A 24393-nucleotide genomic window follows, 5' to 3' on the forward strand; every position below is an offset into this window, starting at 1 on the left:
CTGTAATCTGGATGGGTATGGACAGGCCGCGGAACTGGTTGGGAGCGCGCGCAACGATACTCTTGCCGGTCCTGGTGGCAGTGCTGTCGTTCGTCACTGGTGTGGTCAACATCAGTGCCGTGTCGATCAGCGGGCCGCTCGGGGACCTCATTCCGCGAAGCATCCAGCGCACCGCCGGGTTTACCGGTGCGCTCACGGGATTCACGCTACTCGTTAGCGTCGTCGGACTCCGTCGCCGCCTGCGGGTCGCGTGGTACGCGACCGTCGTCTTACTTCCCGTCGCGGCGGTTCAAGGGCTGGTGCAGAACTCGGAGGTGCCGCTCCCGTTTATCGGCCCAGTGCCGAGTTCGGCGGTGTCGATACCGCTCGTCGCGCTCTCGCTGCTCTCGCTCCCAGTAATATTGCTGAACCGGCGGCGGTTCGACCGGTCGGTCGACCTCTCGACAGCGCAACTGGCCGCGGGCGCGGCACTCCTCGGCTCGCTCATGTACGGGACGGCGGGATCGTACGCGCTCCGGGACGAATTCACCAATCTTTCGACGGCGACCGACGCGTTCTACTACACGCTGGTCACGGCCAGTACCGTCGGGTACGGCGACATGACCCCACAGAGCCAGCAGGCGATACTGTTCGGTATGTCGGTGGTCGTCCTCGGGACGGCCAGTTTCGCCATCGCGCTGGGGTCGCTGCTGGGCCCGGCAATCGAGAAGCGGCTTTCGGAGGCACTCGGAAACATGACTGACGCACAACTGGACTTGCTCGAGAACCACGTACTGGTGCTCGGCCACGGCGACCTGACGGAACCGATCATCGAGGAACTGACCGGCGCAATCGATTTCGTGGTCATCACGCCGGACACGGAGACGGCCACGCGGCTCCAACAACAGGACATCCCCGTTCTGACCGCGGACCCGAGCGACGAAGAGCCGATGCAACGGGCCGGTATCGAGGAGGCCGCGGCGGTCGTCGCGGCGACGAACGACGACGCACAGGACGCGCTGGCGATACTGACGGCACAGACGCTCAATCCGGAGGTCAACATCGTCGCCGGGGCGACCGACCGCGAAAACATCGAGAAGCTCCGCCGGGCGGGCGCGGACACAGTCATCAGCCCGGCGGTGCTGGGCGGGCACCTCATCGTCCAGTCTGCACTGGGTCGCGAGGGGATGGAGAACATCGCCGACCACCTGCTCGACGTGAACGACGAGGACGACGCAGATATCTAGGCCCGGCCGCGGTCGACGATAGCGACGTCCGTCTCCACGTCCTCCAACCGTTCGAACGTCGGCGGCGAGATGAACCGCGACGCCTTGCTCCGGTCGCGGCTCGCCCCGATCATGACCAGGTCGTATTGTGGGGCGGTATCGGTCAGGAACGTCTGGATATCCGTCCGCGGGACTCGCGTCTCGAACGCCCCCTCGTACGGTTCGATGAGGTCCGCGAGCATCTCTTCGGCCCGGCGGCGGTCCCCGCGGGAGCCGATACAGGTCGCGACGGCGACCCGCCCGCTCCGGCCGGCCAGTCGCGTGGCGAAGTCGACCATATTGTGGGCCACGTCGCTGACAGACCGCACGGGGACGATGACCTGCTTCCAGCGGGTCCGGTCGCTCCGTGACCGATGGACGACGATGTCGCTCTCACTTCGGAACAGCCGCTGTAAATACGACGTCAGCGCCCCGTGTCGACTCTCGTAGGGCGCGACGATGAGGTCGCAGTTGGTTTCGGCCGCGGTCTGCAGCGTCGTCTTCGCCGGTGACCCGTCGTCGCTCGCGACGACGACCTGACAGGAGACGCCCGTTCGCGTCTCGATGCGGTCGGCGTGGGTCTCCAGCCAGTCGACCTCCGCTTCGAGGTCAGTCTGGTCGGGTGATACCGACGCGTTGGCTGGGTCACCGCCGTCAGCGACGGGACGAGTCCGGGCCGATGGCGAGCCGGACCCGTTCTCCGACCGGATGTCCATCTGTATCGTGTCCCGCATGAGCGACTGTTGGGTTGTGGCGGCGTCGCTGTCCGAAACCATGTCCAGCAAGACGACTTTCCCGGCTTCGTGGGCAGCCGCGAGCCGCGCGCCCAGCATCGCTGTCTGGCCAGCCGAGTCGCCGCGCATCGGGACGAGGACGTGGTCGTCGCCGGACATCGACTCGTACAGGTACGTCGCCCGCTGCTCGTAGAACTCCTCGCGCCAGACGACGAAGAGGGCTGCCACGAGCGAACTCGCGAGGAAGATGCTGACAACGAACGCCGCCCGCTGGCTCGGTTCGACCAGCAGCGCCAGCAGGGCGGTGGAGTACGACGACGGCTCCTCGATGTCGAGCGGCCAGGTGACCACGCCGGTCGCGAAGACGGCGAGACCGGCACCGAGCGCGCTGACGCCGAACTGGCCGCCCGGGGCTGTGAGGTAGCTGTTCGAGACGGCGAGCGCGCCCAGCCCGCAGACCGCACCGATGGTGAGTCCCGCGACGAACCGCTTCGGGTCGGAGTACTTGCTCGTCGGATCGACGAAGAGCGTGTACGACCCCGCTGCAAGCGGCGGGAACAGCAGGAAGCTCAGTTGTGGGACGGCGTTCGCCAGCGTCGTCACCAGCACGATAGCCAGCGGGACGAACACCAGCATGGAGAGGTGGACGAGGTTTTCGGTCACCTCGGCCCACCGTCTGAAGTCCTGTAGTTCGCGGCGCTCGACCCGCCGGAGCCGTCTGACCGCCGCGTTGAGTCGCTTCCGGAACTGGTCGAGCATACAGTTTCCCACGGGAGAACGTCTGTTAAGCCCTCCGCCGGGAAGCGGCGCGACCGACCGATCACACGGGACACCCCCGACGGGCGCTCGCAGAACCCAGCGGTTCCGACGCTTACAGCGACGTGGTCGCCGTCAGACTGATTTCGATGGCGCGTTCGACGTTGTTCTTGGCTTTCTCGGGGAGTTCCTCGTCCTCAGTTTCGCCCTTCTGTGTCCCCTCGACGAGGTTTCCGTCGACGGTACAGATAGCGCCCGAGCGCAGGCCCTTGCGACGACACAGCGAGAACAGCGCGGCGGCCTCCATCTCGACGGCCAGCAGGCCAGCGGCCTCCCAGTCGTTGATGTACTCGTCCGTCTCGGCGTAGAAGGCGTCGTCCGTGGCGATGGGGCCGACGTGGACGTCCTCGTCGTTCGCCTCGGCGGCGTCGACCAGCGACGAGAGCACGTCGTAATCCGGGACGGCCGGGACGGACTTCGATTCGTAGCGCTGGGACGTTCCTTCGTCCTTGGCAGCGCCGTTAGCGACGACCATGTCGCCGATTTCGATGCCTTCCTGAAGCGCGCCGGTCGTGCCGACGCGGATGAGCGTCTCGACGCCGACAGCTTCCAGTTCCTCGACGGCGATGGCCGTCGAGGGCGACCCGATGCCGGTCGAACAGATCGTCAGTTCGCGGCCGTCGTAGGTCGCATTGACGAGTTTGTACTCGCGGTTCTCCGCGACGACCTCGTGGTCGTCACAGAGGCCCGCAATGCGGTCGACACGCCCGGGGTCACCCGGCACGAGCGCGATGTCTGTCAGGTCACCCGGTTCGACGAGTAGATGCGGTTGTTTCGCCATACAGGCCAGTCGCACGGAACTATTTAGTAGTCAGTGGATTCCCGTCGGTCACAACAGTGAGGTAGGACGGCCGCGAGAGCGGACGTATGGCAGACGATCTCTCGCTGTTCGACAGGCGGATGCGAGGACCGGCGGGTATCGCTCTCGCCGCCGGAGTCGTCCTCGGACTGCTGACCGGCTACACCGTCGGCGCGGGAACGCCGGACGGCCCCTCGTGGACCCTCGTCGTCCCGTTCGCGCTCCTTGCCAGCGTATTCCTGTATCTCGGAGCCTACAGAAACCTCTCGAAGCGGGTCGAGGATACGTAGCTTACAGCCAGGTGACGAGCACCGGGACGAACAGCGCGAGCGCCGTCCCGAAGATGAACGCCGTGAGCGCCCACTGTCGAATGATCTCGTCGGCATCGTCCCGGACGCTGCCGCCGAAGCGAGGCATGGCGATGCGGGCGAAAAAGTAGTAGATGAACGCGGTGACGCCCGCAACGCCGATAATGTGCGGTAGCAGCGGGACGCCGTTGAGCGAGACTGCCGTCGGAAGCACGGACGAGAGGCCTGCAACGACCGCGCCGTAGAGCAGTGCCGCAACGAGGGCGGTGCCGTGATGCACGACGGCGGCGAGCGGACGGCCCACTGCGGCCGGGTCAGCACGAGTGAGGCCGGCCGCGGCGACGTGCGCCGGCAGGTACCCCTGGTCCTGTGTCATCATCGGGATGTTCAACAACAGACCGACGACCGCACCGGCGACGACACAGACGAACGCCCACTGCGTGAGGGGGTAGTCAAGCACGTATCGTCCCTTGTTCGCAGTGCCAATGAGCATTGTGTCATGCGGCTGGGGAGAGCAGAAACGACAGGTCTGGTGGCGGGATAGTCCGTTGCGAGGATACCCTCCCGAGATATCACCGACGGCTCTGGCACTGTCGAGTGTAGTACCGCAGAGTCAGACAGGATACATAGGGTGATGAGATAGTGCGGTATGCGGACCCAGGTGTTATCACACCCGTTTCAGTACCCTCAACTGTGTCGTTTCGGGTCAATCGGGGACAGCTGTCCTCGCCGTTCAATTCACTCAATATATTACACCACGGTGATATATATGTCGCCGGCCGGTTATATGTGGTAAGTTATACTATGACACAGCAACGCTACCAGAACGGGAAGCAGGTGATTAGACGCTGGGACGAGGTTTTCAAGGCCGTTACGGCCGAGCCGCGGCGGCAGCTCGTCATCTCGTTGTCAGACGCCCACCCCGACGAGACAGTCCCACTCCCCGAAAGTGCCGTAAACCCCAACGTCCCGCGCGACCCGGCGGTCCTTCGACAGGAACTGTACCATTGTCACCTGCCGATGCTGTCCGACCACGAGTTCATTACGTGGGATACAGAGCCACTGGTCGCCGGTCGCGGACCACGGTTCGAGGAGGTGGCCGTCGTGCTCGAATCGCTGCAGTCGAACGCGACGGACATGCCGGAGCCGCTCATGTTCGGGTGTCAGCGGCTCGAACAGGAACGGCAGGAGCGACGCAGCGATTCGGTGGCAGAATAACGCCGCCCTCAGACCGGGCTGAACAGGAACAGGACGATGTTGTTCGTGGCCGGGCCGATACCGACGGCGGTCACGAGCGCGAGCAGGAGGCTCGCTTCGACCGGGTCCTCTTCGAGGTAGTCATCGAGCAGGAAGACGACCGCAATCGCCACGAGCAGTTTGACGAACACGAACAGCCAGCCTTTGCCGAGATACGGCGCTGTCGGGAGTGTCCCGGCAAACTCCATGATACGGGCGGGGATCGGCGTTCGCTCCGTGATACCGATAACGTCAGCGCCGACCGCCGTCGAGACGCCGTCGAGCATATGCGCGAACACGACAGTCGGGGCCGCATAGCGCATCCGAACCACGACCGGCGTCCGCCACAGCGCGACCGCAAGCACCGTTACAGCGGTGACAACAGTCGCGACGACGACGGCGACAGTCGGCCAGATGAGCCCCAGCAGGCCGGACTCCAGTGCCATCACGACGGCGATGACGAGCAACACAGTCAGGAGTCCGATACCGATGTACCCCAGATTGCGCGATATCGTCTCGCTGTGGCCGCGCCGGACGCTGAACAGCGTCAGCGTGATCCAGACGACACCCAGTGTGACGAACGTCGTGAGGTACACCGCCGGTGCGCCGAACAGCGGTGCGACCACGGGCCTGTACGCTTCAATCGGTGGCTGGTGGAACGCGTGGAGCGCGCCGCCGAGTGCCATCCACGGCGTCAGGGCGACCACGGTCCGCTGGTCGATCGGTGGTTCGAGGGCGTACAACAGCGCTGTCACCACGAGTGTGCCCGCAAGCAGCGCCACGGTGTACTCAAGCGGCGGGAGCGCTAACCCCGAAGGCAGTACCATGTCCCTCACGCCGACGCCGACGAGGGAAAACCTTCCGAACGAGACCGACGGAGGGCACACCGGTACGAGCGGCTATCGCGGACAGCCACTACAGCGGGACACCCGGCCCGCACCGTCCGCCGCCCGCCGTCTTTACGTAGACACCGCGTGTCACCCCGCGGTATGGACGACATTCCAGACCGCATCGAGCATACAGTCCTCGGCCCGACGACGACACCGGACGACGTACGAACCTGCCTCGACGAGGCGCTGCAGTACGGGATGCGGGCATGTATTCCGCCGTGTTACCTCCCGCTGGCGACGGAGTACGCGAACGTCCCACTCACGGCCGTTATCGACTTCCCACACGGTCAGGGTCAGACCGACAGCGTCTGTCAGGCGGCCAAACTGGCCTGGGACGCCGGGGCCGACGAACTGGATATGGTGTGTAACATCGGCCTACTCAAGGCCGGCGAGGACGACGCCGTCCGGGACCACATCACCGAGGTCGTCGCCAGCGTCCCGGTTCCCGTGAAGGTCATCGTCGAAGCGCCGCTGCTCTCTGACGACGAACTCGAACGGGTCGGACAACTGGTCGCAGACGCTGATGCCGCGTATCTCAAGACCGCGACGGGGTTCAGCGAGGGCGGCGCGACAGTCCACGACGTGGAGATCCTCAGCAAGTACCTCCCGGTGAAAGCCAGCGGCGGCGTCGGGTCGTGGGCCGACGCCGAGGCGATGTTCGAGGCCGGGGCCGAGCGTATCGGGGCCTCTAGCGGCGATACTATCGTCCGAGAGTGGCAGGGCGAAACTCCAACCAAACCGGAGACAGACCGAGACGACGCGGACACAACCGACGGCTACTGACCGGTCTAATCCGTCGCCCTTTTGCCGTCCTGGCGATAGTGTCTGGATGAATGGCCCGGTATCATATCGAGACGTACGGGTGCACCTCGAACAGAGGTGAGACCCAGCAGATCGAGCAGGCGCTCCGGGAGGGCGGGCACCATCCCGCCGACGGGCCGGAGTCGGCTGACGTAGCGATTCTCAACACCTGTACGGTGCTTGAGAAAACCGAGCGGAACATGCTCGCACGGGCCAAAGAACTCGACAAAGAAACGCCGGCCGACCTCGTCATCACGGGCTGTATGGCGCTCGCACAGGGCGAGGAGTTCCAGACCGCCGACGTCGACGCGGAGGTACTCCACTGGGACGACGTGCCCCAGTACGTCCTCAACGGCGAGTGCCCGACAATCACGCCGGACACCGAAACGGTGCTCAACGGCGTCGTTGGTATCCTTCCCATCGCACGGGGGTGTATGTCGGACTGCTCCTACTGCATCACCAAGCAGGCGACCGGGCGAATCGAGTCGCCGTCGGTCGAGGAGAACGTCGAGAAGGCCCGCGCGCTCGTTCACGCCGGCGCGAAGGAAATCCGCATCACGGGCCAGGACACCGGCGTCTACGGCTGGGACACGAACAAGGGGACGAGCCTGCTGCCGGAGCTACTCGACCGCATCTGCTCCGACATCGACGGTGACTTCCGGGTACGCGTCGGCATGGCGAACCCGAAGGGCCTCCACGGCGTCCGCGAGGAACTCGCGGCGGTGTTCGCCGAGCACGACGAACTGTACAACTTCATCCACGCGCCGGTCCAGTCCGGCAGCGACGACGTGCTGGCCGATATGCGCCGGCAACACGCCGTCTCGGAGTATCTGGAGGTCGTCGAGACGCTGGACGACCACCTGGACTACTGGACGCTGTCGACGGACTTCATCGTCGGCTTCCCGACCGAGGAGCCGGCCGACCACGAGGAGTCGATGGCGCTGCTGCGCGAGACCCGGCCCGAGAAGATCAACGTCACGCGCTTCTCCAAGCGGCCCGGGACCGACGCCGCCGACATGAAAGGCCTGGGCGGCCAGACGAAGAAGGACCGCTCGAAGGAGATGAGCGAGGCGAAGATGGAGCTGATGGCCGAGGCCTACGAGGAGATGGTCGGCCACACGTCCTCGGTGTTGCTCGTCGAGGACGGTACCGACGAGTCGCTGGTGGGCTACGACGAGGCCTACCGACAGGTCGTCATCGCCGACGCACAGGAGCGCGGCCTCGAAATCGGCGACACGGTCGACGTGGAGATCACGAGCCACAACACCGTCTACGCCTTCGGCGAGCCGATCGAGCGGGCGCAGGTCGCGGACTGAGCGGGTCGGCAGCCCGAATTTTCAGTCGGAATCGACCGAGCCGTCAGTCACCGCTGTAGGCTTCACGAAGGAACGCTATCGCCCCGCCGAACATCGCGAGGTTGCCGAAGAAAGCCAGGCGCTCACCACTCTTGTCGTCCGGGTCGGCGTTCCAGAAGTCGTGCATCGTCGGGGTAACGACGGCGAGGAACGTGGCGACGGCACCGGTCGAAACGCGCGGGAGCCGCCAGAATGCCGTCCCCAGCCCGCCGACCAGCATCATCCCCGAGGCCAGCGGGGCCAGCAGGTCCGGCGCGGGGACACCCGCAGACTCAGCGTACTCGATTGCGTCCTCCATATCGCGGAAGTCCTCAGCGGCCTGGAGGGCCACACCGAGGCCGAACAACAGTCGTCCAAGCGCGAGCCAGCTACGTGATGAGTCGTCACTCATATGCTACGGCATGGCACGGAAGCTACTAAAACGTCACTCCAGGTCAGCGAGTCGTTCCACTTCCTCGTCGTCTTTCCACTCGCCGAGTTCCTTCGGGTCGACGTGGATGAACGCGTCGTCGACCTCCGGGAGTTCCTCGATGGACTTGATGACCGCCGTCTCGATGTCGTGGGCCTCGAACAGCGTCAGGTCGCCTTCCACCTCGATGTGGAGGCTCACGTCGATTTCGGGGCCGACGTAGTGGGCGATAACGTCGTGTGCGCCTCGGACCTGCGGGTGGTCCAGCGCGCGGCGAAGAATTTCGCGCCGGAGGTCCTCCGGTGGTGCGCCGCCAACGAGATAGGTGACGTTTTCCTGTACGACCTCGATGCCGGTGTAGATGATGCCGATGGCGACGACGAGCGCAGCCAGCGGGTCGGCGATGGGGTAACCGGCCATCGCACCACCGACGCCGACCAGCGCCGCTCCCGCGGTGAGGATGTCGTTGCGGTTGTCCTTCGCCGTCGCAATGAGCGCCGGGGAGTTACGGTCCGTGCCCGCGCGGAGACAGTAGCGGTAGAGGGCGTACTTCGCGACGGCCGAGAAGGCGAGCACGAGCACGGCGGCTGGCCCCTGTGTTACCGAGATGTTCCCGTTCAGCAGGGCAGTACCGGCGTTCCAGAGGACGAACCCGCCAGCGGAAAAGATACCCGCGGCGACGAACAGCGAGACGAACGGCTCGATACGTTCGTGGCCGTGGGGATGCTCGAAGTCCGGCGGGCGCGTCGTCAGGTACAGCCCAGCGACGATGACCAGCGAGTAGGCGGTGTCGGCGGCGCTGTTGACCGCCTCGGACTGGACAGCGAAGCTCCCGGTGGTGAGCCAGACGCTGGCTTTCAGCAGCACGAGGAGGAGATTGACGCCGAGAACGAGCAGGCCGACCCGCCTGAGCGTCGCGCGGCGTGACATTGCTCCCCCGTTGTCGGGCCGCCGTCAAAGCCGCTTCGACACTGAGCTATCCCTGTGGTCGAGGCCGCGACGCAAAAGTTGCCGTCGTCGGCGAGAACGGATCGTATACCGACTGGTGGCAGTTACAGTACACCTTGTCGGCAGCCTCGAACTTCGCGCTTCCGGGCATCGTCTTATACCCGGGATTACAGCAGAGGTGCGTACAGCGGTTCACCCATGCGATGAAATCCTTAGCAGTGGCCGCGTCCAGGAACTCGCGTATCTCACCGGCAAGGTCGGCATACTCGTCGTCACCGGCGACCATCTTCGAGACAGCAGGTGTCCGGAACACTTGCACCTGTATCTCTTTGACGTCCTCGCCCTGTGAACGCCAGGTCGCGACCGCTGGCTTGCCGAGACCGTCGCTACCGATATCGTTTCCCCAAGACTCGTAGTCCTCGAAGTGCTCGACACGGAGTTTATCTCCGTCATTCAGCTGTGATTGCCAGTCATATGCCGCCTTCGACCTGAGGAACCCGTCACGCTCGGGGTCTGGCTCGAGTCCCGCGGCGACTTCGAGCCCGCAGTACTGGAACCACTGCTGGGAATACGTCACGCCGCCCAACTCCGCTTTGGCGATACGGAAGGTATCACCGCCTGCGGTCACTTCTGAGACGGACGGCCACTTTCCACGGAGTGCGCCATCGGATATCTCCAGCGGAACGAGCGGCATCGGTCGGTTCGCCGGGCCAGCGATGTTCTGGATGCCGATATAGGACACGGTACCACCACCGACACCGCCTTGGTCAGTCGCTGCGTCGACTGCGAGGCCGCCGACAGTCGTCACTCCCGACAATGCACTGGCACCGACCAGTCCTTTGACGAAGCGGCGGCGACCGGACGGGGCTGGGTACTTATCACGCTGGCCGTGATTTGGAGGGGCTTCTTGCGTCATGGGACCATACGACAGTTTGGCGTCTACTGAAAAAGGCCCACCCGATGCTTTTCAGCTACCGGAAATCGGCCGTTTCACCACAGTCCCACGGACGAAGACCGCGTCTCTGTCGGTACGGCCGGCCGGCCGAACTACTCGATTCGGACAGCCCCGTCCTCGGGAGCGGTTGTCCCGTCCTGTGATGCGAACGCAGCGTAGAGCCGGTCGTACGTCTCTTCGACGGCCTCGACGATGACTTTCGTGTCGCTGATGACCGGCATGAAATTGGTGTCGCCGTTCCACCGCGGGACGACGTGAGTATGGAGGTGGTCGTCAATCGATCCGCCGGCCGCGGAGCCACCGAGGTTCAGCCCCGCGTTGAACGCGTCCGGGGACAGCGCCGTTTCGAGAGCATCGAAGGTCCGCTGTTTCAGTCGGGCGTGATCGAGCAGGGTTTCGTCGTCGAGGTCGCCGTACTCGCCGGTGTGGGTGTGGGGAATGACCATCACATGCCCGGGGTTGTAGGGGTAGTTGTTCAGGAGGACGAAGGCGTGGTCGCTTCGTGCCACGAGGTTGTTCGCCCGGTCGTCGTCCCCCGCTTGAAACGCACAGAACACGCAGTCGACATCGGGGTTCGTCTCCTCGCATTCGACCCACTCGATGCGCCACGGCGCGAACACCTTGTCCATACCGCCAGTTGTCGACCCACCAGCAAAAACAACGTGACTGTTGCCGCAGAAGCTCTGTATAAAAGTGTTGGCCGTTCACGGTCGTAGACCGGATTCTATAGCCTTAGATGGGCTTTTAAACATTCTCGTATTCTCTAAGGCAGCAATCCGAAAAAATCGGCCGCTGTCTGGCGATAAACAGTGCTGAACGGACCAGAACTGAAGGTGGTTTTTATACTCCGTACCCGGCTTGTATCAGGCGGGATGGCAGCGATAAACGACGGCGTTGACATGGCTGAACACTGTTCGACGTGTGACCGCGAGACACCGCACGCCGTGCGTGTCCAGATACAGACAGAGTCCGATAAACGCGAGAACGCGGCGTTCTCCCGAGAGCCGTATCGGGTCAGCGAGTGTCAGATCTGTGGTACAACCACGTCCACGCGGATGAACAACGCCTGACCATCCCACACACCCCACCCCCACCCCACCGTTTCAGTACGCCACGCGGTCTTTGACTGCGTGGCCACACACCCCCCACCCCACCGTTTCCATACGCCGCGCGGTTTCTGACTGCGTGGCAACACACCCCACCCATCACACCCTTTCACACCGGCCACAGAGAGATGTCGCTGTGGATGCTCAAGAAGCGGAGTCCGGTGTCAGTCCAGCGGGTTCGAAGCCGGTGTTCACGCTACCGCGAACGGGTCGTCACTTCACAGCCGTCCTCGGTGATGATAACGGTGTGTTCCTTCTGACTGACGTACGCGCCGTCCTGCTCTTTGAGTACCGGATAGCCGTGGACGATGTCCTGCTGTTTCAGCCGGCGAAGCGCCATCTCCGCCCGCGGCGAGTCGAGCCAGCGGGCGGCGAACGGCAGCGTGCGGTACTCCTCGGTGATCTGTTCGAGGACCTGCCGGGCCTGCCGGTTCCGGACTGACCCCTCCCGTTCGAGGGCGAAAATCTCCTCGTCGGCCCCTTCCTGCACCTTGCCGTGGCCGTCGGTGGCGAACGGCTCGATAGCGACCACGTCGCCCACGTTGAGCGTCGCGCCCTGTGCCACCTCGCGGTTCGGGATGTTCGGCGACGTGTGCTGCTCCCAGTGGCCGAGTCCGTGACCGGTGAGGTTCACGACGGGGTTGTAGCCGTACCCCTCGATGACGTCCTCGACGGCCGCGCCGATCTGGCCCACGTCGACACCGGGGCCGGCAACGTCCAGCGCGGCGTCCAGGGCCTCGGCGGGCGCTTCGGCGAGTTCGTCCTGCCCGGAGAGGTCGACCGTCACGGCGGTGTCGGCAAGCCACCCGTCGACGTGGACGCCGATGTCGAGGTTGACCATCTCCTCGCCGAAGGTGGCGTCGTCGTCGCGCTCGGGCGTGGCGTGGGCCGCCTCCTCGTCGATAGAGATGTTCACCGGGAACGCCGGCTTGCCGCCCAACTCCTTGATTTTGTCCTCGGCCCACTGAGCGACTTCGAGATGGGAGACGCCCACCTCGACGCGCTCGGCCGCCTCGTCGCGCACCTGTGCCAGAATCTCGCCTGCTTCACGGCATTTCTCGTACTGCTCGGAATCGAAGTCCACGTCAGTCATGCACGGCGGTTAGTCGGTGGCGGGCAAAGGGGTTTCCCTCTGGCTATCGCCTCGCGGTCTGCATCGCGGCGGTGTTGCGTTCGGCTCCGGTGTGGCCGGCGTGGTCGAGGACGATTACGCCGGCGCGCCTGCCAGTAGCGTCCTCGAACGCCGCAATCGCCTCCTCGGCGGCCTGTCGCGGGCCGTACGTGTCGAGCAGTTCGACGGCGCGGCGGGCTAGGCCGAACCGGGCAATAGCCTCCCCTTCGCCGGTCGCGCTCGCGCCACCGCGGTCGTCCGCGTAGAAGCCAGCGCCGATCTGCGGTACGTCGCCGACCCGACCGGCCAGCGCGAACCAGCGCCCGGCGGTCGATGTCGCCGCCGCGAGCCGGCCCCCGTCGGTCGCGACCGCGCCGACGGTGTCAGTGCCGCTGAAATGCTCACGGACCCATTCAAGATGATCTGCGGGTCCGCCATCAGGAGGGTCAGCGGCCTCGTATCGCTGTCGTGTCTCCGCAGTCGTGAGGTCGCGACCGGTTTCGACACCCATGCCTGCCGCGAAATCGACGGCCTCGTCACCGGCCAGCAAGACGTGTGGCGTCTCGGTTCCCACACTGTGGGCCACATCGGTGGCGTGTACAACGCCAGACATTGCACACGCCGCCCCGACCTGGCCGGCGTCGGTCATCAGTCCAGCGTCGGTCCGGACCTCGCCGTCGCTCTGGACGGCCCCACCGACGCCGGCGTTGAACGCCGGATCGGATTCGAGCGGTCGAAGCGCGGCTAGCACTGCGTCCATCGGACCCTCCGCCGCCGTTGCCCGTTCAGCGGCGTCGGTGAGTGTTTCCTGCCGAGTGGCCGGTGACTCCGGTGGACTGCCCGCGCCGCCGTGGACGATGACGTGCATGCAACCCCGTTGACACACGAACGGCATATCACCTCCGGCTATGACGTTAGTGTCGTCCCGACGTTCGGTCGAAGCCCTTTCTTTACGGACTGTGTTACCATGTCTGAGGGAAAGCGGCACGCCTTTAGGGGCGACTGTCAATTGGCGGAATATGGGCTACGATTACGATAAAGTGGAGGTTCCCGACGAGGGACAGCAGATTCAGGTCACGGAGGACGACGAACTCGACGTTCCGGAGAACCCGATCATCCCCATCATCCACGGGGACGGTATCGGGACGGACGTCGGTCCGGCCGCACAGAAGGTGCTCGAAGCCGCCGCGAACGCCACCGGCCGTGACATCTCCTGGATGCGCGTCTACGCCGGCCAGTCCGCCCGGGACAAGTACGACGAGAACCTCCCTGACGACACCGTCGAGGCGATCAAGGAGTTCAACGTCGCTATCAAGGGGCCGCTGACGACGCCGGTCGGCGCCGGCTTCCGCTCGCTGAACGTCGCGCTCCGGAAGACGCTCGACCTCTACGCGAACGTCCGCCCGACCTACCACATCGAGGGCGTCCCGTCACCGGTCAAGGACCCCGAGGAGATGGACATGGTCACCTTCCGGGAGAACACCGAGGACGTCTACGCCGGCATCGAGTGGGAGGCCGGCACCGACGAAGTCGAGGAAGTCAAGGAGTTCGTCGAGGACGAGATGGACTTCGACGAGACCATCCACGACGGCCCGGTCGGCATCGGCGTCAAGCCGATCACCGAGTTCGGGACTAAGCGCCTCGTCCGCGAGGCCATCGACTACGCCCTCGAAGAGGACCGCGACTCCGTTACGCTGGTCCACAAGGGCAACATCATGAAGTTCACCGAGGGTGCCTTCCGCGACTGGGGCTACGAGGTCGCCGAAGAGGAGTACGGCGAGCACGTCATCACCGAGGACGAGCTGTGGGACGAGTACGACGGCGAAGCGCCCGGGGACGCGCTGGTCGTCAACGACCGCATCGCCGACAACATGCTCCAGCAGCTCCTGACCCGTACCGACGAGTACGACGTCATCGCGACGATGAACCTCAACGGGGACTACATGTCCGACGCCGCCGGCGCACAGATCGGCGGGCTCGGCATCGCCCCCGGTGCGAACTTCGGCTCGGCCCGCTGTCTCGCCGAACCGGTCCACGGCTCCGCGCCGAAGTACGCCGGCGAGGACAAGGTCAACCCAACCGCGATGATTCTCTCCGGCCGACTCATGCTCGAATACATGGGCTGGAAGGACGCCGGCCAGCTCGTTCGTGACGCCGTCGAGGAGACCATCTCCTCGGGCGACGTCACCTACGACCTCGAACGCCAGATCGAGGGCGGCAACAAGCTCGCCACCAGCGAGTTCGCCGAGAAGGTCGTCGAGAATATAGAGAAGCTCGCGTAAGCGAGTCGCGCTGATCACCCAAACTCTACATTTTTATTGCGCACAACAGCCGGGACTGGCGAGACGAGCGGTCGTGCTGTCGGGAGAACGGGGCCGTAGCTCGGGAGTCGTTTTATCGAGCGTATCCGTCAGAGAAGGGTTACTCCGTCAGCGGAAGGACCACACCGAACACGAGCGGTGAGAGGAGACCGACGAGAATACCGAGCATTTCCATGTCGACCAGCAGCGTGTCGCCCCAGGCGGGGAGTGTCCCGAGAACGGCGCTTCCGGCGACTTCCCCCGCGATGCCGAGGAGGAACAGCCCCGCCCCAAGCATGAACCCGCGCTTTGCGAGTGTCGCGTAGTCCGCGTTCCAGTTTTGGCTCATACAGGTCCGTTCTCGCGAGCCTACAAAGCTCTCTCGGATCGAAAGAGCTACAAGCGGGTTGACACTGATATCTGCGCATACATGGTTTCAGAATCGCTTCCGGAGCTACTTGAACTCCTTCTCTCGACGGTTCTCGCGGCCGGGCTAACTGTGGGAGGAGCACTCACCGAACAGGCCGCTCTCGCCGACCTGTCCGGCGGCATCTCCGCGTTCGCTGCGTGGGAAGTATATATGGGGCTGGTCCTCCTGTACGCCGGCTATATGCTCGCCTCCCGCCGAGTCCTGCCCGCGCTCGGTAGCGCCTGAATTCGTTCGTTGCGGGCGGTTATTCCTGAAGCGACCGCTGGGTCGTGTTCGCGACCCACACCGGCTGTGTCACTGTCGTAGACCCGACGTTTCGTAGCCGCAGGTATTGCGTGACACGGACCTGCTGGTCGCTCCGTTCGGCATCGAATGCCAGCCGAAGCGCCGAGACGGTACCGTCGTGACTGACGCGGAGCCGGACAGAGACATTGCGAGGGGCGCTCACGAACAGGGGTGTACTGAGCCTGTCAGGGTCCGTGAAACGGGTGCCGACGAGGACGACGCCGCCGTCGCTCCGGTCGGCAACGGAGAGATCGACGGCTTCCCCGATACCGCGTATCATCCGCCGCTCCGAGAGGTCTGAGACCGGGCCGTCGTCGCGGACAGTCCACTTGACCCGCTGGGGCCCGTTCGATCGCTCGTCGTACCGGGCCGCGACGATGGAGCCGTTGGTCCAGTAATCAATGCGGGTCGTAAAAGTGTTCAGTTCGGTGCCGTTCTGGCGGAACTGCCCGGCGTACGTCGTCTTGTTCGCCGCGACGTGGCGTGTGTGGTCGGACCGCCGGAGTACCGTCCCGTTGCTGTCGGTGACCCGCTGGCGGGAGACCAGCGTGTAGTTTGTCGTCGCGAGCGTCCGCGCGTGGGCGCTGGCCAGCACTGGCGGCACCACTGCCTCGTCGCTCACGCCCGGCGGATACCCGACCCCATCGGTCGGCACCGCTGCCGGCGTGACTGTTTCGGGGCTGTCCTGCTGGACGAAGCCCGAGCACCCGGCGAGTACGAGCGCGAGCGTCACGACAGCAGCCACTGCTCGCGTCATTGATTGCGCTACGGCCGCCGGCCCCAAACAGTTGTGGCTAGTCCTGCCAGTCCGGGTTCGATCTGGGCGGACTGAACACGTCGATACCCCGGACCGGTTCCTCGCCGTCGTTGCGCGCTTCGTGTGGCTCCTCACTCGGGACCACGTAGGAGTCCCCGGGGCCGATGACGTACTCCTCGCCGTTGACGTGGAAGGTAAAGGTCCCTTTCACAACGTAGCCGACCTGCTCGTGGCGGTGGCTGTGTTCCGGGACGGCCGCACCGGGGTCGATGTGGAACTGCTGGACGCTCATCTGCTCTCCGACCGCCAACTGTGTCAGGTGCACGCCGTCGACTGCTTCGACTGTCTCACAGGCCGCCTGTGGTACTTCTTCCATGCTCAGCTATGTCATGTCCACCGCACCTAAGCCTTCGTCCCCCGGCATCGGACGTCGGTGGATTCAGTACCGTCCGGCCCTGACAGAGAGGTATGTACGCGGTCGTCGGGTGTAGTGATTGCAGCGCGCTGTGGGTCACTGAGGGGCGACCGGAGACAACACAGTGCCCGCGGTGTGGCACGCGCCGCAAACACGAGAAGCGGCGGAAGTTCGTCGAAACGGACGACGAGGCCCACGCCCGTGAGGTCCGGGCGTCGATGCTGGCGAACCGGCAGGGGGAGGGTGACGCCTTCGCGGAGTTGGATTCCTACGCCGAAATGGAGCGCCAGGTCGACGACGCAGGCGTGGACGACGAGACGTACCTCGAAGATTCGGGGGTGGATACAGACGCCGTGTCGGCGGCCGCCGACCGCGCCGAGCAAGGGGCGACAAGAGGGTCGAGCCGTAAGGAGACGGTCACGAACGCGCTCCGGAACCTCGACGAGCCGACCGAGGACGACATCGTGGCCTACGCCGAGGAACGCGGCGTCCCGGCGTCGTACACCCGGAAGGCACTGACAAAGCTGGTTCGTGCCGGCAAGGCATCGGAGAGTCGGGGGCAGTACCGGCTGCTATGACCGCGACGTTAGATCTGGAGCGCGGCCCGGTCGCGGTCGGAGTTCTTGTCGGTCTCTCGGGACTGCTGTTTCTCCTCACACCGGTCGTTGACCCCGTCGCAGTCGGCTCACTGCAGGTGAGCACCGTCGCGCTCTCGGCGGTCGTTCTCACGCTCGGGTTCGCGCTGGGTACAGCCGTGTTCGCCCGGCGGGGCCAGCGGCTGTTCGCCATCGCACACGGCGTGTTCGCCGTCGCGTGGGCGTTGCTGGTGTTGGGTCCACTGCTTGGGCAGGAAGCACTCCTGCTCGCCGGCGTCGTCGTGCTGGTGGCCGGAGCGGGATTTCTGGTGAGTCAGCGCCGGCAGCGGTAGCGCACTGACACAGGAGCGGCGCTACCGCCCGAGGTCGGCGTGCGCCGAAGAGAGGTGGCGCGAGGACAGCGCCGCAAGTAAAGAGAGTTCGCCAGCCAGTGCGCCGGCGGCGATGACCTCCGCGAGCGCGTCGGCGTTGCTGCCGGCGGGGTCGCCGCCGCCGCCGTAGCCCAGCACGTCAAGCGCCTCGGACTGCGTGGGGAGACCCGTCCCGCCGCCGACAGTGCCGACCTCCAGCGACGCGATAGTGACCGATGCGTACAGACCGTCCTCGCGGGCGTCGACGGTCGTGATAGCGTTGCTCCCCTCGACCACCTGCGCGATGTCCTGCCCGAGCGCGAGGAAGGCCGCGGCGACGACGTTGGCGGCGTGGGCGTTGAACCCCAGCGCGCCGGCCTTCGCCGAGCCAACGAGGTTCTTGCGGGTGTTGGCCTCGACGATAGCGTCGGAAGTCGTATCGAGTCGCTCCTCCACCTGCTCGTGGGGGATGAGCACGTCCGCGGCGACGGTCCGGCCGCGGCCCTCAACGGCGTTGATGGCGGCGGGCTTCTTATCCGAACAGAGGTTGCCCGACAGCGCCACGAGGTCGGCCGGGGTTTCGGACTCGACAACGTCGCAGGCCGCCTCCGTCGCGATGGTGGCCATGTTCATCCCCATCGCATCCTTGGTGTCGTAGGAGAACCGCAGGAAGACGCTGTCGCCGACGACGTAGGGTGTCACGTCCTGCAGTTCGCCGTGGCTGGTCGTCGACTCGGCGGCATCGGCGAGTACGTCGACGTGTTCGCGGACCCAGGCCGACACCTCACCCGCCTCGGCCACGTCTTCGACGCGGAACACCGGGGCGCGGGTCATCCCGGATTTGAGCACGCGAGCGGTTGCACCGCCGGCGTTGCGAATCGTCGAGACGCCGCGGTTGACGGAGGCCAGCAGCGCGCCCTCGCTGGTCGCCAGCGGGAGGTGGTGGTCGCCCTCGGCGGCCCCGCCGTCGACGGGCAGCGGGCCGACCACACCCATCGGGACCTGCGCCGCGCCGACCATGTTCTCGATGTTGCTCTCGGCGTCGGCAGCGTCGAAGGTGTAGTCGCCGACCGCTGAGAGGTCCGCGCCGGTCTCCTCGGCCAGCAGGTGTCTACGGGCCGCCGCCGCAGTGTCGGGGTCGGCGTGGTCTTCCAGTTCGTAGAGCCGCAACTCACCGTCACGAACGCGCTCCGCGAGCGCCGTAGCGTCGGAGTCGGTCATACTGACCGGTGTGGCTTCGGGACTCCTAACAGTTGCTCTTGGCAGGCCAAGCGTTTTGCAGTCGCCGCGCCCGGAGTCTGTATGGTCGACCGCGTATTCACGAACTGTGAGGTGCGGCCGCTGTCCGGCGACGGTCCGGCATCGGCGGTCGCAGTGACGAACGGAACTGTCACAGCCGTCGGCGACCCGGATGACCTCTCGACCGCGGGTGCCGAGACCGTCGACTGTCGCGGTGGCGTGCTGTTGCCCGGCTTCGTCGACGCCCACACGCATCTTGACATCGTCGGCCGGCGTGCGGTCGAAGCCGACCTCGCCGGGGCGGACAGCCCGGACAACTGCATCGACCGGCTGCTGGCGGCCGACGACGGCGAGGGCTGGATTCTGGGGTTTGGCTACGACGAGAGCGACTGGGACGGAGACTTGCTGCAAGCGGCGACGCTGGACCGGGTGAGCGCTGAGCGCCCGGTCGCGGCCGCGCGCGAGGATATCCACACGGTGTCGGTAAACCACGCCGCGCTGGACGTACTGGACCTGCCCGGCGACGGCGTTCGGACCGAGGACGGAGCGCCGACCGGCGTGCTCGTCGAGGAAGCCGCCGAGGCCGTCTTCGACGCTATCGCGCCCGACTACACGCAGACCCGAGAGTACCTGCTGGCCGCACAGGAGGTGGCTCTCTCTGAGGGAATCACTGCCGTCCACGACATGGTACGGCAGTCTCACGCCCCGCGGGTGTACCGCGACCTAGACACCGAGGACGCACTCTCCCTGCGAGTGCGGCTCAACTACTGGGCAGACCACCTCGACGCAGTCAGGGAGCTTGGCCTGGTGACGAACCACGGGAGCGACCGAGTGCAAACGGGCGCGATCAAGACGTACATCGACGGGTCGCTCGGGGCCGGCACCGCGCGGCTCCGGGAGCCGTACGCCGACAGCGACAGCGTCGGCGAGTGGCGAACGGACCCAGATGCCCTCCGGGAACTCGTGTCAGCGGTCGACGACGCGGGCCTCCAGTTCGCCGCTCACGCCATCGGCGACGCGGCTATCGACGCGCTGCTTTCGGCTATCGAATCAGTCGACGCCGCGGACGAGCGCCATCGCGTCGAACACGCCGAGGTGCTCACCGGCGACCTGGCGGAGCGACTGGCGGCGTCGCCACTGGTCGTTTCGGCGCAGCCGAACTTCCACCGCTGGGCGGTGCCGGGCGGCCTGTACGACGAGCGACTCGGCGAGCGCCGCGCGCTGACGAACCGGTTCCGCGACCTCGTGGATGCCGGCGCACAACTGGCCTTCGGGAGCGACTGTATGCCGCTTTCCCCGCTGTATGGCGTCCAGCAGGCCGTCACCGCGCCGGAGTCGAACCAGCGCCTGACAGTCGACGAGGCGCTCCGAGCGTACACCAGCGGTGCCGCGTACGCGGGCTTCGACGAGGACCGGATGGGCACGATTACGCCGGGATCGGTTGCGGATTTCGCCGTGCTATCGGCCTCTCCGTGGAGCGTACCGGATGGTGATATCTCGGACGTAGCCGTCACGCTGACCGTCAGCGACGGCGAGGTCGTGTTCGATTCCGGCGAGTAAGTCCGACAGACGGCAGTATCGACGCGTCACGTTTCCTGTTTCTCGGTAACAAACAACATAATTCGACAGTACGGGATATAGAAGCAGTTAGATCGCCAAACCCGGATATAAAACCCGATAGGCCACCAACACCTGAAACAGAACTGTAGTTACCTCCAATATCAGGTATACAATTTCCTTGCCCACCAACCCTCGACTTTGAAGATAAAATCTTTTCACGAAGGAGTTCTGAAGTGTGAGTACCGACAGGTGGATACATCGTGCCCGAAATGGAAACCGCCGCGTTCGAGACGGACCTCAGCCTCTTCAAGTACGACAACCTCGAGCAACTCCCGCCGGCGTACCGGGACCTCGAGGCGGACGAGCGGACCGAGCGCATCGAGAGCGCGCTCGATACCCTCGGCGACGACGTGGTCATCCTCGGCCACAACTACCAGCGCCGGGAGATCGTCGAACACGCCGACTTCATCGGCGATTCCTACCAGCTCTCGAAGGAGGCCGCCGAGTCCGACGCCGACTACGTGATTTTCGGCGGCGTGACGTTCATGGCCGAATCCGCGGACATCATCACGGACGACGACCAGTCCGTGATCCTCCCGTCGATGGAGGCGTCCTGCCCGATGGCGGGCATGGCCGAGGCGCTGCAGGTCGACGCCGCGTGGGCAGAACTGACCGCGGCGCTCGACAACGACGAAGAGATTATCCCCATCACGTACATGAACAGCTACGCCGACCTGAAGGCCTTCTGTGCCGAGCAGGGCGGCCTGGTGTGTACGTCCTCCAACGCCCACAAGGCCTTCGAGTACGCCTTCGAGAAGGGCGACAAAGTACTCTTCCTGCCCGACAAGCACCTCGGCGAGAACACGGCCCACCGGCTCGGCATGGCCGACGAAACCGTCGAGTGGGACCCGTGGGACGCCGAGGGCACCGACGCCGCTGACGCCGTCGAAAACGACGTCATTCTCTGGGAGGGGTACTGTCAGGTTCACGAACGCTTCCGCGAGCACCACATCGAATCGATCCGCGAGGACTACCCCGACGCGAACGTCATCGTTCACCCCGAGTGTCGCCGCGAGGTCGTCGAGGCCGCCGACGTGGCCGGCTCTACGTCGACTATCTGTGAGTCCGTCGCCGAGGCTGATCCCGGCGAAACGTGGGCCATCGGCACCGAGATTCACCTCACCCACCACCTCCAGCGGTGGCACCCCGAGGTGAATGTCGTCCCGCTGTGTGGCGACGCCTGCATGGACTGCAATGCCATGCGCCAGATCGACCCGAACTACCTCGCGTGGGTGCTTGAGGAACTGGTCGAAGGTCGCGAGCGCAACGTCATCGAGGTCGCGCCCGAGGAGAAGGAACTGGCACAGGTCGCGATGGACCGAATGCTGGAGATCTAACCATGACGGACGACCCGATTACGACGGACGTGCTGGTCGTCGGCTCCGGCATCGCCGGGCTGGCGGCGGCGCTCGCCGCGGCCCGTGAAGGCGACGACGTGACGCTCGCCACGAAGGCGACCCGTCCGGAAGGCTCCTCATCCTGGTGGGCTCAGGGCGGCATCGCCATCTCCCGAGATACGCCCGAAGAATTCAAAGACGACATCATGGCCGCCTCCGACGGCACCGCCGACCCCGACGCCGTCGATGTGCTGGTCGAGAATGCCAACGAGGCCGTCGAGGACGTGCTGCTTGAGACCTTGGACGTCGAGTTCGACCAGAACGGCTCGGGCCACGACTTCACCCGCGAGGCCGCCCACAGCGAAGACCGCATCCTCCACGTTGACGCCTCGACGGGCAAGCACATTCACGTCCCGTTCCTGAACTACATCGACGACCACGACGGCGTGGAGATTCTGGACGACACCGCCGCGCTCGAACTCATCCGTCACGAGGGGCGGGTCCACGGCGCGATGCTCGAATCCGACGGCGAGGTCGACCCGTACTTCGCCGGCAGCGTCGTGCTGGCGACGGGCGGTATCGGCGACCTCTACCCGCGGACGACGAACCCCGACAACACCACTGGGGACGGCATCGGGATGGCCGCACTCGCCGGGGCCGAGGTCGAGGACATGGAGTACGTGCAGTTCCACCCGACGGCGTGCGTACTCGAAGGTAATTCCGGTAGCGCTGAGGTCGCCTTCCTCGTCAGCGAGGCCGTCCGCGGCGAGGGCGGCCTGCTACGCAACGACAAGGGCGAGCGGTTCATGCCCGACTACCACGCGGACGCCGAACTCGCGCCCCGCGACGTGGTGGCCCGGGCAGTCAAGGCGGAGCGAGAGGCGACCGGTGAGGTGACGCTGGATGTCTCGCCGCTTGACTTCGCCGAAGAGTTCCCGAACCTCGCAGACCGCTGTAAAGAGCACGGCATCGACTGGACAGACGGCATTCCGGTCGCGCCCGCCGAGCACTTCCTCTGTGGCGGCATCAACGTCGACGACCGCGGCCGGACGACGCTGGACCGACTGTACGCCGTCGGCGAATGCTCCCGGACCGGCGTCCACGGCGCGAACCGCCTCGCCAGCACCTCCCTGCTCGAAGGGCTGGTCTGGGGTCTACGCGCCGGCGAAGACGCCGCCGGGGCCGAACCCGAACCAATCGAAGCGCCGGAACTGCTCGAACGCGACCCGGACCTGCCCGAGCGGTTCGCCCGCGACAAGTTCCAGCGGCTGACCCGCGTAATGGACGAGAACGTCGGCGTCGAGCGCGACCCGGCCGACCTCCAGCGGGCGATGGCCGTCCTCCGCCGGCTCAAGGGCGAGGTCGACGCCTACGTCCGCACGCGGACCAGTCGCTCGCTGTACGAACTCCGCCACGCCAGCGTCACCGCCCTGTTGATCGCGCGCCACGCCGCCGAGAACGAGGAGAGCGTCGGCACGCACAATCTCGTGGATGCGAGCGAGGAACCACCGGAGTCCACGGCTGACTGATGCTCGCCGACAGCGACATCGAGCGGTGGCTCCGCGAGGACGTGGGCCACCACGACGTGACCAACGACGTGCCCGGCACGACCGAGGGGCGACTGGTAGCGAAAGAGTCCGGCGTCGTCGCCGGCCTTGACGCCGCCACCGCGGTGTTCGAGTATCTGGACTGTGCGGTTGAGACACCGGTCGACTCGGGGCGGCCATCGACGCCGGCGACGTAGTGCTTCGCGTCGACGGCCCGCGCAGTCGGTCCTCCGCGGCGAGCGCGTCGCCGTGAACATCACCGGCCATGCCTCGGGCGTGGCGACGAAGACACGGGCCGCCGTCGATGCGGCGGAATCGGCTGCGACAGATTCCACCCCTCGTATCGCCGGCACGCGCAAGACGACTCCCGGCCTGCGCGGCATCGAGAAGCGGGCGGTAGCGGCCGGCGGCGGCGACACCCATCGACTGGACCTCTCGCACATGGTGATGGTCAAGGACAACCACATCGCCGAGATGGGACTGGTCGACGCCATCGAGCACTTCCGCGAGCGGGCCTCCTTCGCGACGAAACTCGACGTCGAGGTCGAAGCTCCGGAGGACGCCCCGCGGGCCGCCGAGGCCGGCGCGGACATCGTCCTGCTCGACAACATGTCCCCCGCGGAAACTGAGCGGGCCGTCGACAGAGTGGCAGCGTCTACTTCCGGCGCGCTCACCGAGGCTAGCGGCGGTATCACAGTTGCGGACGTGCCGGCCTACGCCGAAACGGGCGTGGACATCATCTCGATGGGGTCGCTGACCCACTCCGCGCCGACGCTGGATTTCTCTTTCCGCACGGGCTAGGTAC

At 65.5% G+C, this 24393-nt stretch carries 27 protein-coding genes and 1 pseudogene; 14 read left to right on the forward strand and 14 right to left on the reverse strand.

All coding sequences use genetic code 11. The features are described from left to right. Positions 1–17 precede the first annotated feature (17 nt). Positions 18–1226 (forward strand): NAD-binding protein, encoded by a 1209-nt coding sequence (locus Har1131_RS14370; RefSeq protein ID WP_050037598.1) that lies wholly within the window; start codon positions 18–20, stop codon positions 1224–1226. On the opposite strand, the gene Har1131_RS14375 is transcribed toward Har1131_RS14370, so the two are convergent. Then, positions 1223–2737: an HPP family protein gene (locus Har1131_RS14375; RefSeq protein ID WP_151146996.1), complete on the reverse strand. Its 1515-nt coding sequence runs from the start codon at positions 2735–2737 to the stop codon at positions 1223–1225. The two genes, Har1131_RS14370 and Har1131_RS14375, sit on opposite strands and share 4 nt — an antisense overlap. A gap of 112 nt (positions 2738–2849) precedes the next feature. After that, entirely contained in the window at positions 2850–3575 is a 726-nt protein-coding gene (locus Har1131_RS14380) for a nucleoside phosphorylase (protein ID WP_004518634.1), read from the reverse strand. 86 nt (positions 3576–3661) lie between these two features. Between Har1131_RS14380 and Har1131_RS14385 the strand changes: the two genes are divergently transcribed. Continuing rightward, positions 3662–3883, forward strand: coding sequence for a hypothetical protein (locus Har1131_RS14385; protein ID WP_014039617.1), 222 nt, complete (start codon positions 3662–3664; stop codon positions 3881–3883). 1 nt (position 3884) lies between these two features. On the opposite strand, the gene Har1131_RS14390 is transcribed toward Har1131_RS14385, so the two are convergent. Then, positions 3885–4394 carry a hypothetical protein gene (locus tag Har1131_RS14390; RefSeq protein ID WP_014039616.1) on the reverse strand — a complete coding sequence of 170 codons (510 nt, stop codon included), beginning with the start codon at positions 4392–4394 and terminating at the stop codon, positions 3885–3887. A 311-nt stretch (positions 4395–4705) separates the two neighbouring features. On the opposite strand from Har1131_RS14390, the gene Har1131_RS14395 reads away from it, so the two are divergent. After that, positions 4706–5119 (forward strand): hypothetical protein, encoded by a 414-nt coding sequence (locus tag Har1131_RS14395; RefSeq protein WP_151147009.1) that lies wholly within the window; start codon positions 4706–4708, stop codon positions 5117–5119. A gap of 8 nt (positions 5120–5127) precedes the next feature. On the opposite strand, the gene Har1131_RS14400 is transcribed toward Har1131_RS14395, so the two are convergent. Further along, positions 5128–5964 (reverse strand): DUF63 family protein, encoded by an 837-nt coding sequence (locus tag Har1131_RS14400; protein ID WP_129756063.1) that lies wholly within the window; start codon positions 5962–5964, stop codon positions 5128–5130. 162 nt (positions 5965–6126) lie between these two features. Here Har1131_RS14400 and deoC point away from each other — a divergent pair, with 162 nt between their 5' ends. Further along, positions 6127–6810 (forward strand): deoxyribose-phosphate aldolase, encoded by a 684-nt coding sequence (gene deoC, locus Har1131_RS14405; RefSeq protein ID WP_014039613.1) that lies wholly within the window; start codon positions 6127–6129, stop codon positions 6808–6810. 50 nt (positions 6811–6860) lie between these two features. Then, complete coding sequence (locus Har1131_RS14410) at positions 6861–8144, forward strand: tRNA (N(6)-L-threonylcarbamoyladenosine(37)-C(2))-methylthiotransferase (RefSeq protein WP_151147018.1); 1284 nt, start codon at positions 6861–6863, stop codon at positions 8142–8144. 43 nt (positions 8145–8187) lie between these two features. Here the strand turns inward: Har1131_RS14410 and Har1131_RS14415 are convergent, their stop codons facing one another. The 4 genes from Har1131_RS14415 to Har1131_RS14430 all read right to left on the reverse strand — a co-directional run bounded on the left by Har1131_RS14415 (position 8188) and on the right by Har1131_RS14430 (position 11124). Then, complete coding sequence (locus Har1131_RS14415; RefSeq protein WP_050037594.1) at positions 8188–8574, reverse strand: DoxX family protein; 387 nt, start codon at positions 8572–8574, stop codon at positions 8188–8190. 33 nt (positions 8575–8607) lie between these two features. Beyond that, the gene (locus tag Har1131_RS14420) at positions 8608–9522 is read right to left on the reverse strand and encodes a cation diffusion facilitator family transporter (RefSeq protein ID WP_151147021.1); all 915 of its coding nucleotides are present in this window, start codon (positions 9520–9522) and stop codon (positions 8608–8610) included. A 46-nt stretch (positions 9523–9568) separates the two neighbouring features. Continuing rightward, the gene (locus Har1131_RS14425; RefSeq protein WP_151147024.1) at positions 9569–10456 is read right to left on the reverse strand and encodes a Rieske 2Fe-2S domain-containing protein; all 888 of its coding nucleotides are present in this window, start codon (positions 10454–10456) and stop codon (positions 9569–9571) included. Between the two features lie 131 nt (positions 10457–10587). Continuing rightward, positions 10588–11124 carry an HIT domain-containing protein gene (locus Har1131_RS14430; RefSeq protein WP_151147027.1) on the reverse strand — a complete coding sequence of 179 codons (537 nt, stop codon included), beginning with the start codon at positions 11122–11124 and terminating at the stop codon, positions 10588–10590. A 243-nt stretch (positions 11125–11367) separates the two neighbouring features. Here Har1131_RS14430 and Har1131_RS14435 point away from each other — a divergent pair, with 243 nt between their 5' ends. After that, positions 11368–11565, forward strand: a complete 198-nt coding sequence (locus Har1131_RS14435) for a hypothetical protein (RefSeq protein ID WP_004518623.1) — start codon at positions 11368–11370, stop codon at positions 11563–11565. A 232-nt stretch (positions 11566–11797) separates the two neighbouring features. On the opposite strand, the gene map is transcribed toward Har1131_RS14435, so the two are convergent. Beyond that, positions 11798–12694 carry a type II methionyl aminopeptidase gene (gene map / locus Har1131_RS14440; RefSeq protein WP_151147030.1) on the reverse strand — a complete coding sequence of 299 codons (897 nt, stop codon included), beginning with the start codon at positions 12692–12694 and terminating at the stop codon, positions 11798–11800. Between the two features lie 43 nt (positions 12695–12737). Beyond that, on the reverse strand, positions 12738–13580 hold the full coding sequence (locus Har1131_RS14445) for an isoaspartyl peptidase/L-asparaginase (protein WP_050037591.1): 843 nt from the start codon (positions 13578–13580) through the stop codon (positions 12738–12740). 151 nt (positions 13581–13731) lie between these two features. Between Har1131_RS14445 and icd the strand changes: the two genes are divergently transcribed. Then, a complete protein-coding gene (gene icd / locus Har1131_RS14450) occupies positions 13732–14994 on the forward strand; it encodes an isocitrate dehydrogenase (NADP(+)) (protein ID WP_151147033.1) in 1263 nt (420 codons plus the stop codon). A 139-nt stretch (positions 14995–15133) separates the two neighbouring features. Here the strand turns inward: icd and Har1131_RS14455 are convergent, their stop codons facing one another. Next, positions 15134–15361, reverse strand: a complete 228-nt coding sequence (locus Har1131_RS14455; protein ID WP_008310699.1) for a hypothetical protein — start codon at positions 15359–15361, stop codon at positions 15134–15136. An 81-nt stretch (positions 15362–15442) separates the two neighbouring features. Here Har1131_RS14455 and Har1131_RS14460 point away from each other — a divergent pair, with 81 nt between their 5' ends. Further along, the gene (locus tag Har1131_RS14460; protein WP_014039604.1) at positions 15443–15667 is read left to right on the forward strand and encodes a hypothetical protein; all 225 of its coding nucleotides are present in this window, start codon (positions 15443–15445) and stop codon (positions 15665–15667) included. A 19-nt stretch (positions 15668–15686) separates the two neighbouring features. On the opposite strand, the gene Har1131_RS14465 is transcribed toward Har1131_RS14460, so the two are convergent. Beyond that, the gene (locus Har1131_RS14465; protein WP_064288251.1) at positions 15687–16484 is read right to left on the reverse strand and encodes a hypothetical protein; all 798 of its coding nucleotides are present in this window, start codon (positions 16482–16484) and stop codon (positions 15687–15689) included. 37 nt (positions 16485–16521) lie between these two features. Beyond that, positions 16522–16860 carry a cupin domain-containing protein gene (locus Har1131_RS14470; RefSeq protein WP_014039602.1) on the reverse strand — a complete coding sequence of 113 codons (339 nt, stop codon included), beginning with the start codon at positions 16858–16860 and terminating at the stop codon, positions 16522–16524. A gap of 92 nt (positions 16861–16952) precedes the next feature. Between Har1131_RS14470 and Har1131_RS14475 the strand changes: the two genes are divergently transcribed. Continuing rightward, positions 16953–17477, forward strand: a complete 525-nt coding sequence (locus Har1131_RS14475) for a DUF5817 domain-containing protein (protein ID WP_050037589.1) — start codon at positions 16953–16955, stop codon at positions 17475–17477. Further along, positions 17474–17827: a hypothetical protein gene (locus tag Har1131_RS14480; RefSeq protein ID WP_050037588.1), complete on the forward strand. Its 354-nt coding sequence runs from the start codon at positions 17474–17476 to the stop codon at positions 17825–17827. The genes Har1131_RS14475 and Har1131_RS14480 overlap by 4 nt, the downstream gene beginning before the upstream one ends. Positions 17828–17848: 21 nt before the next feature. Here Har1131_RS14480 and hmgA read toward each other — a convergent pair whose 3' ends face one another. Beyond that, on the reverse strand, positions 17849–19066 hold the full coding sequence (hmgA, locus tag Har1131_RS14485) for a hydroxymethylglutaryl-CoA reductase (NADPH) (RefSeq protein ID WP_050007558.1): 1218 nt from the start codon (positions 19064–19066) through the stop codon (positions 17849–17851). Between the two features lie 81 nt (positions 19067–19147). On the opposite strand from hmgA, the gene Har1131_RS14490 reads away from it, so the two are divergent. The 4 genes and pseudogenes from Har1131_RS14490 (at position 19148) to nadC (ending at position 24389) form a co-directional block, all read left to right on the forward strand. After that, positions 19148–20644 carry an amidohydrolase gene (locus Har1131_RS14490; protein ID WP_151147036.1) on the forward strand — a complete coding sequence of 499 codons (1497 nt, stop codon included), beginning with the start codon at positions 19148–19150 and terminating at the stop codon, positions 20642–20644. Between the two features lie 269 nt (positions 20645–20913). Further along, the gene (gene nadA / locus Har1131_RS14495; protein WP_191450675.1) at positions 20914–22041 is read left to right on the forward strand and encodes a quinolinate synthase NadA; all 1128 of its coding nucleotides are present in this window, start codon (positions 20914–20916) and stop codon (positions 22039–22041) included. A 2-nt stretch (positions 22042–22043) separates the two neighbouring features. Next, positions 22044–23570, forward strand: coding sequence for an L-aspartate oxidase (locus tag Har1131_RS14500; protein ID WP_014039596.1), 1527 nt, complete (start codon positions 22044–22046; stop codon positions 23568–23570). Further along, positions 23570–24389, forward strand: a pseudogene (gene nadC, locus Har1131_RS14505) (carboxylating nicotinate-nucleotide diphosphorylase). Before Har1131_RS14500 ends, nadC begins: the two are co-directional and overlap by 1 nt. Positions 24390–24393: the final 4 nt, after the last annotated feature.

The sequence above is a fragment of the Haloarcula sp. CBA1131 genome (genome assembly GCF_008728975.1).
Classification (GTDB): Archaea; Halobacteriota; Halobacteria; order Halobacteriales; family Haloarculaceae; genus Haloarcula; species Haloarcula hispanica.

Excerpts from the sequence above, each read along its gene's own strand:
- Har1131_RS14370 (WP_050037598.1), top strand. The coding sequence starts at position 18 with ATGGACAGGCCGCGGAACTGGTTGGGAGCGCGCGCAACGATACTCTTG.
- Har1131_RS14375 (WP_151146996.1), bottom strand. The coding sequence starts at position 2,737 with ATGCTCGACCAGTTCCGGAAGCGACTCAACGCGGCGGTCAGACGGCTC.
- Har1131_RS14380 (WP_004518634.1), bottom strand. The coding sequence starts at position 3,575 with ATGGCGAAACAACCGCATCTACTCGTCGAACCGGGTGACCTGACAGAC.
- Har1131_RS14385 (WP_014039617.1), top strand. The coding sequence starts at position 3,662 with ATGGCAGACGATCTCTCGCTGTTCGACAGGCGGATGCGAGGACCGGCG.
- Har1131_RS14390 (WP_014039616.1), bottom strand. The coding sequence starts at position 4,394 with ATGCTCATTGGCACTGCGAACAAGGGACGATACGTGCTTGACTACCCC.
- Har1131_RS14395 (WP_151147009.1), top strand. The coding sequence starts at position 4,706 with ATGACACAGCAACGCTACCAGAACGGGAAGCAGGTGATTAGACGCTGG.
- Har1131_RS14400 (WP_129756063.1), bottom strand. The coding sequence starts at position 5,964 with ATGGTACTGCCTTCGGGGTTAGCGCTCCCGCCGCTTGAGTACACCGTG.
- deoC (WP_014039613.1), top strand. The coding sequence starts at position 6,127 with ATGGACGACATTCCAGACCGCATCGAGCATACAGTCCTCGGCCCGACG.
- Har1131_RS14410 (WP_151147018.1), top strand. The coding sequence starts at position 6,861 with ATGGCCCGGTATCATATCGAGACGTACGGGTGCACCTCGAACAGAGGT.
- Har1131_RS14415 (WP_050037594.1), bottom strand. The coding sequence starts at position 8,574 with ATGAGTGACGACTCATCACGTAGCTGGCTCGCGCTTGGACGACTGTTG.
- Har1131_RS14420 (WP_151147021.1), bottom strand. The coding sequence starts at position 9,522 with ATGTCACGCCGCGCGACGCTCAGGCGGGTCGGCCTGCTCGTTCTCGGC.
- Har1131_RS14425 (WP_151147024.1), bottom strand. The coding sequence starts at position 10,456 with ATGACGCAAGAAGCCCCTCCAAATCACGGCCAGCGTGATAAGTACCCA.
- Har1131_RS14430 (WP_151147027.1), bottom strand. The coding sequence starts at position 11,124 with ATGGACAAGGTGTTCGCGCCGTGGCGCATCGAGTGGGTCGAATGCGAG.
- Har1131_RS14435 (WP_004518623.1), top strand. The coding sequence starts at position 11,368 with ATGGCAGCGATAAACGACGGCGTTGACATGGCTGAACACTGTTCGACG.
- map (WP_151147030.1), bottom strand. The coding sequence starts at position 12,694 with ATGACTGACGTGGACTTCGATTCCGAGCAGTACGAGAAATGCCGTGAA.
- Har1131_RS14445 (WP_050037591.1), bottom strand. The coding sequence starts at position 13,580 with ATGCACGTCATCGTCCACGGCGGCGCGGGCAGTCCACCGGAGTCACCG.
- icd (WP_151147033.1), top strand. The coding sequence starts at position 13,732 with ATGGGCTACGATTACGATAAAGTGGAGGTTCCCGACGAGGGACAGCAG.
- Har1131_RS14455 (WP_008310699.1), bottom strand. The coding sequence starts at position 15,361 with ATGAGCCAAAACTGGAACGCGGACTACGCGACACTCGCAAAGCGCGGG.
- Har1131_RS14460 (WP_014039604.1), top strand. The coding sequence starts at position 15,443 with ATGGTTTCAGAATCGCTTCCGGAGCTACTTGAACTCCTTCTCTCGACG.
- Har1131_RS14465 (WP_064288251.1), bottom strand. The coding sequence starts at position 16,484 with ATGACGCGAGCAGTGGCTGCTGTCGTGACGCTCGCGCTCGTACTCGCC.
- Har1131_RS14470 (WP_014039602.1), bottom strand. The coding sequence starts at position 16,860 with ATGGAAGAAGTACCACAGGCGGCCTGTGAGACAGTCGAAGCAGTCGAC.
- Har1131_RS14475 (WP_050037589.1), top strand. The coding sequence starts at position 16,953 with ATGTACGCGGTCGTCGGGTGTAGTGATTGCAGCGCGCTGTGGGTCACT.
- Har1131_RS14480 (WP_050037588.1), top strand. The coding sequence starts at position 17,474 with ATGACCGCGACGTTAGATCTGGAGCGCGGCCCGGTCGCGGTCGGAGTT.
- hmgA (WP_050007558.1), bottom strand. The coding sequence starts at position 19,066 with ATGACCGACTCCGACGCTACGGCGCTCGCGGAGCGCGTTCGTGACGGT.
- Har1131_RS14490 (WP_151147036.1), top strand. The coding sequence starts at position 19,148 with ATGGTCGACCGCGTATTCACGAACTGTGAGGTGCGGCCGCTGTCCGGC.
- nadA (WP_191450675.1), top strand. The coding sequence starts at position 20,914 with ATGGAAACCGCCGCGTTCGAGACGGACCTCAGCCTCTTCAAGTACGAC.
- Har1131_RS14500 (WP_014039596.1), top strand. The coding sequence starts at position 22,044 with ATGACGGACGACCCGATTACGACGGACGTGCTGGTCGTCGGCTCCGGC.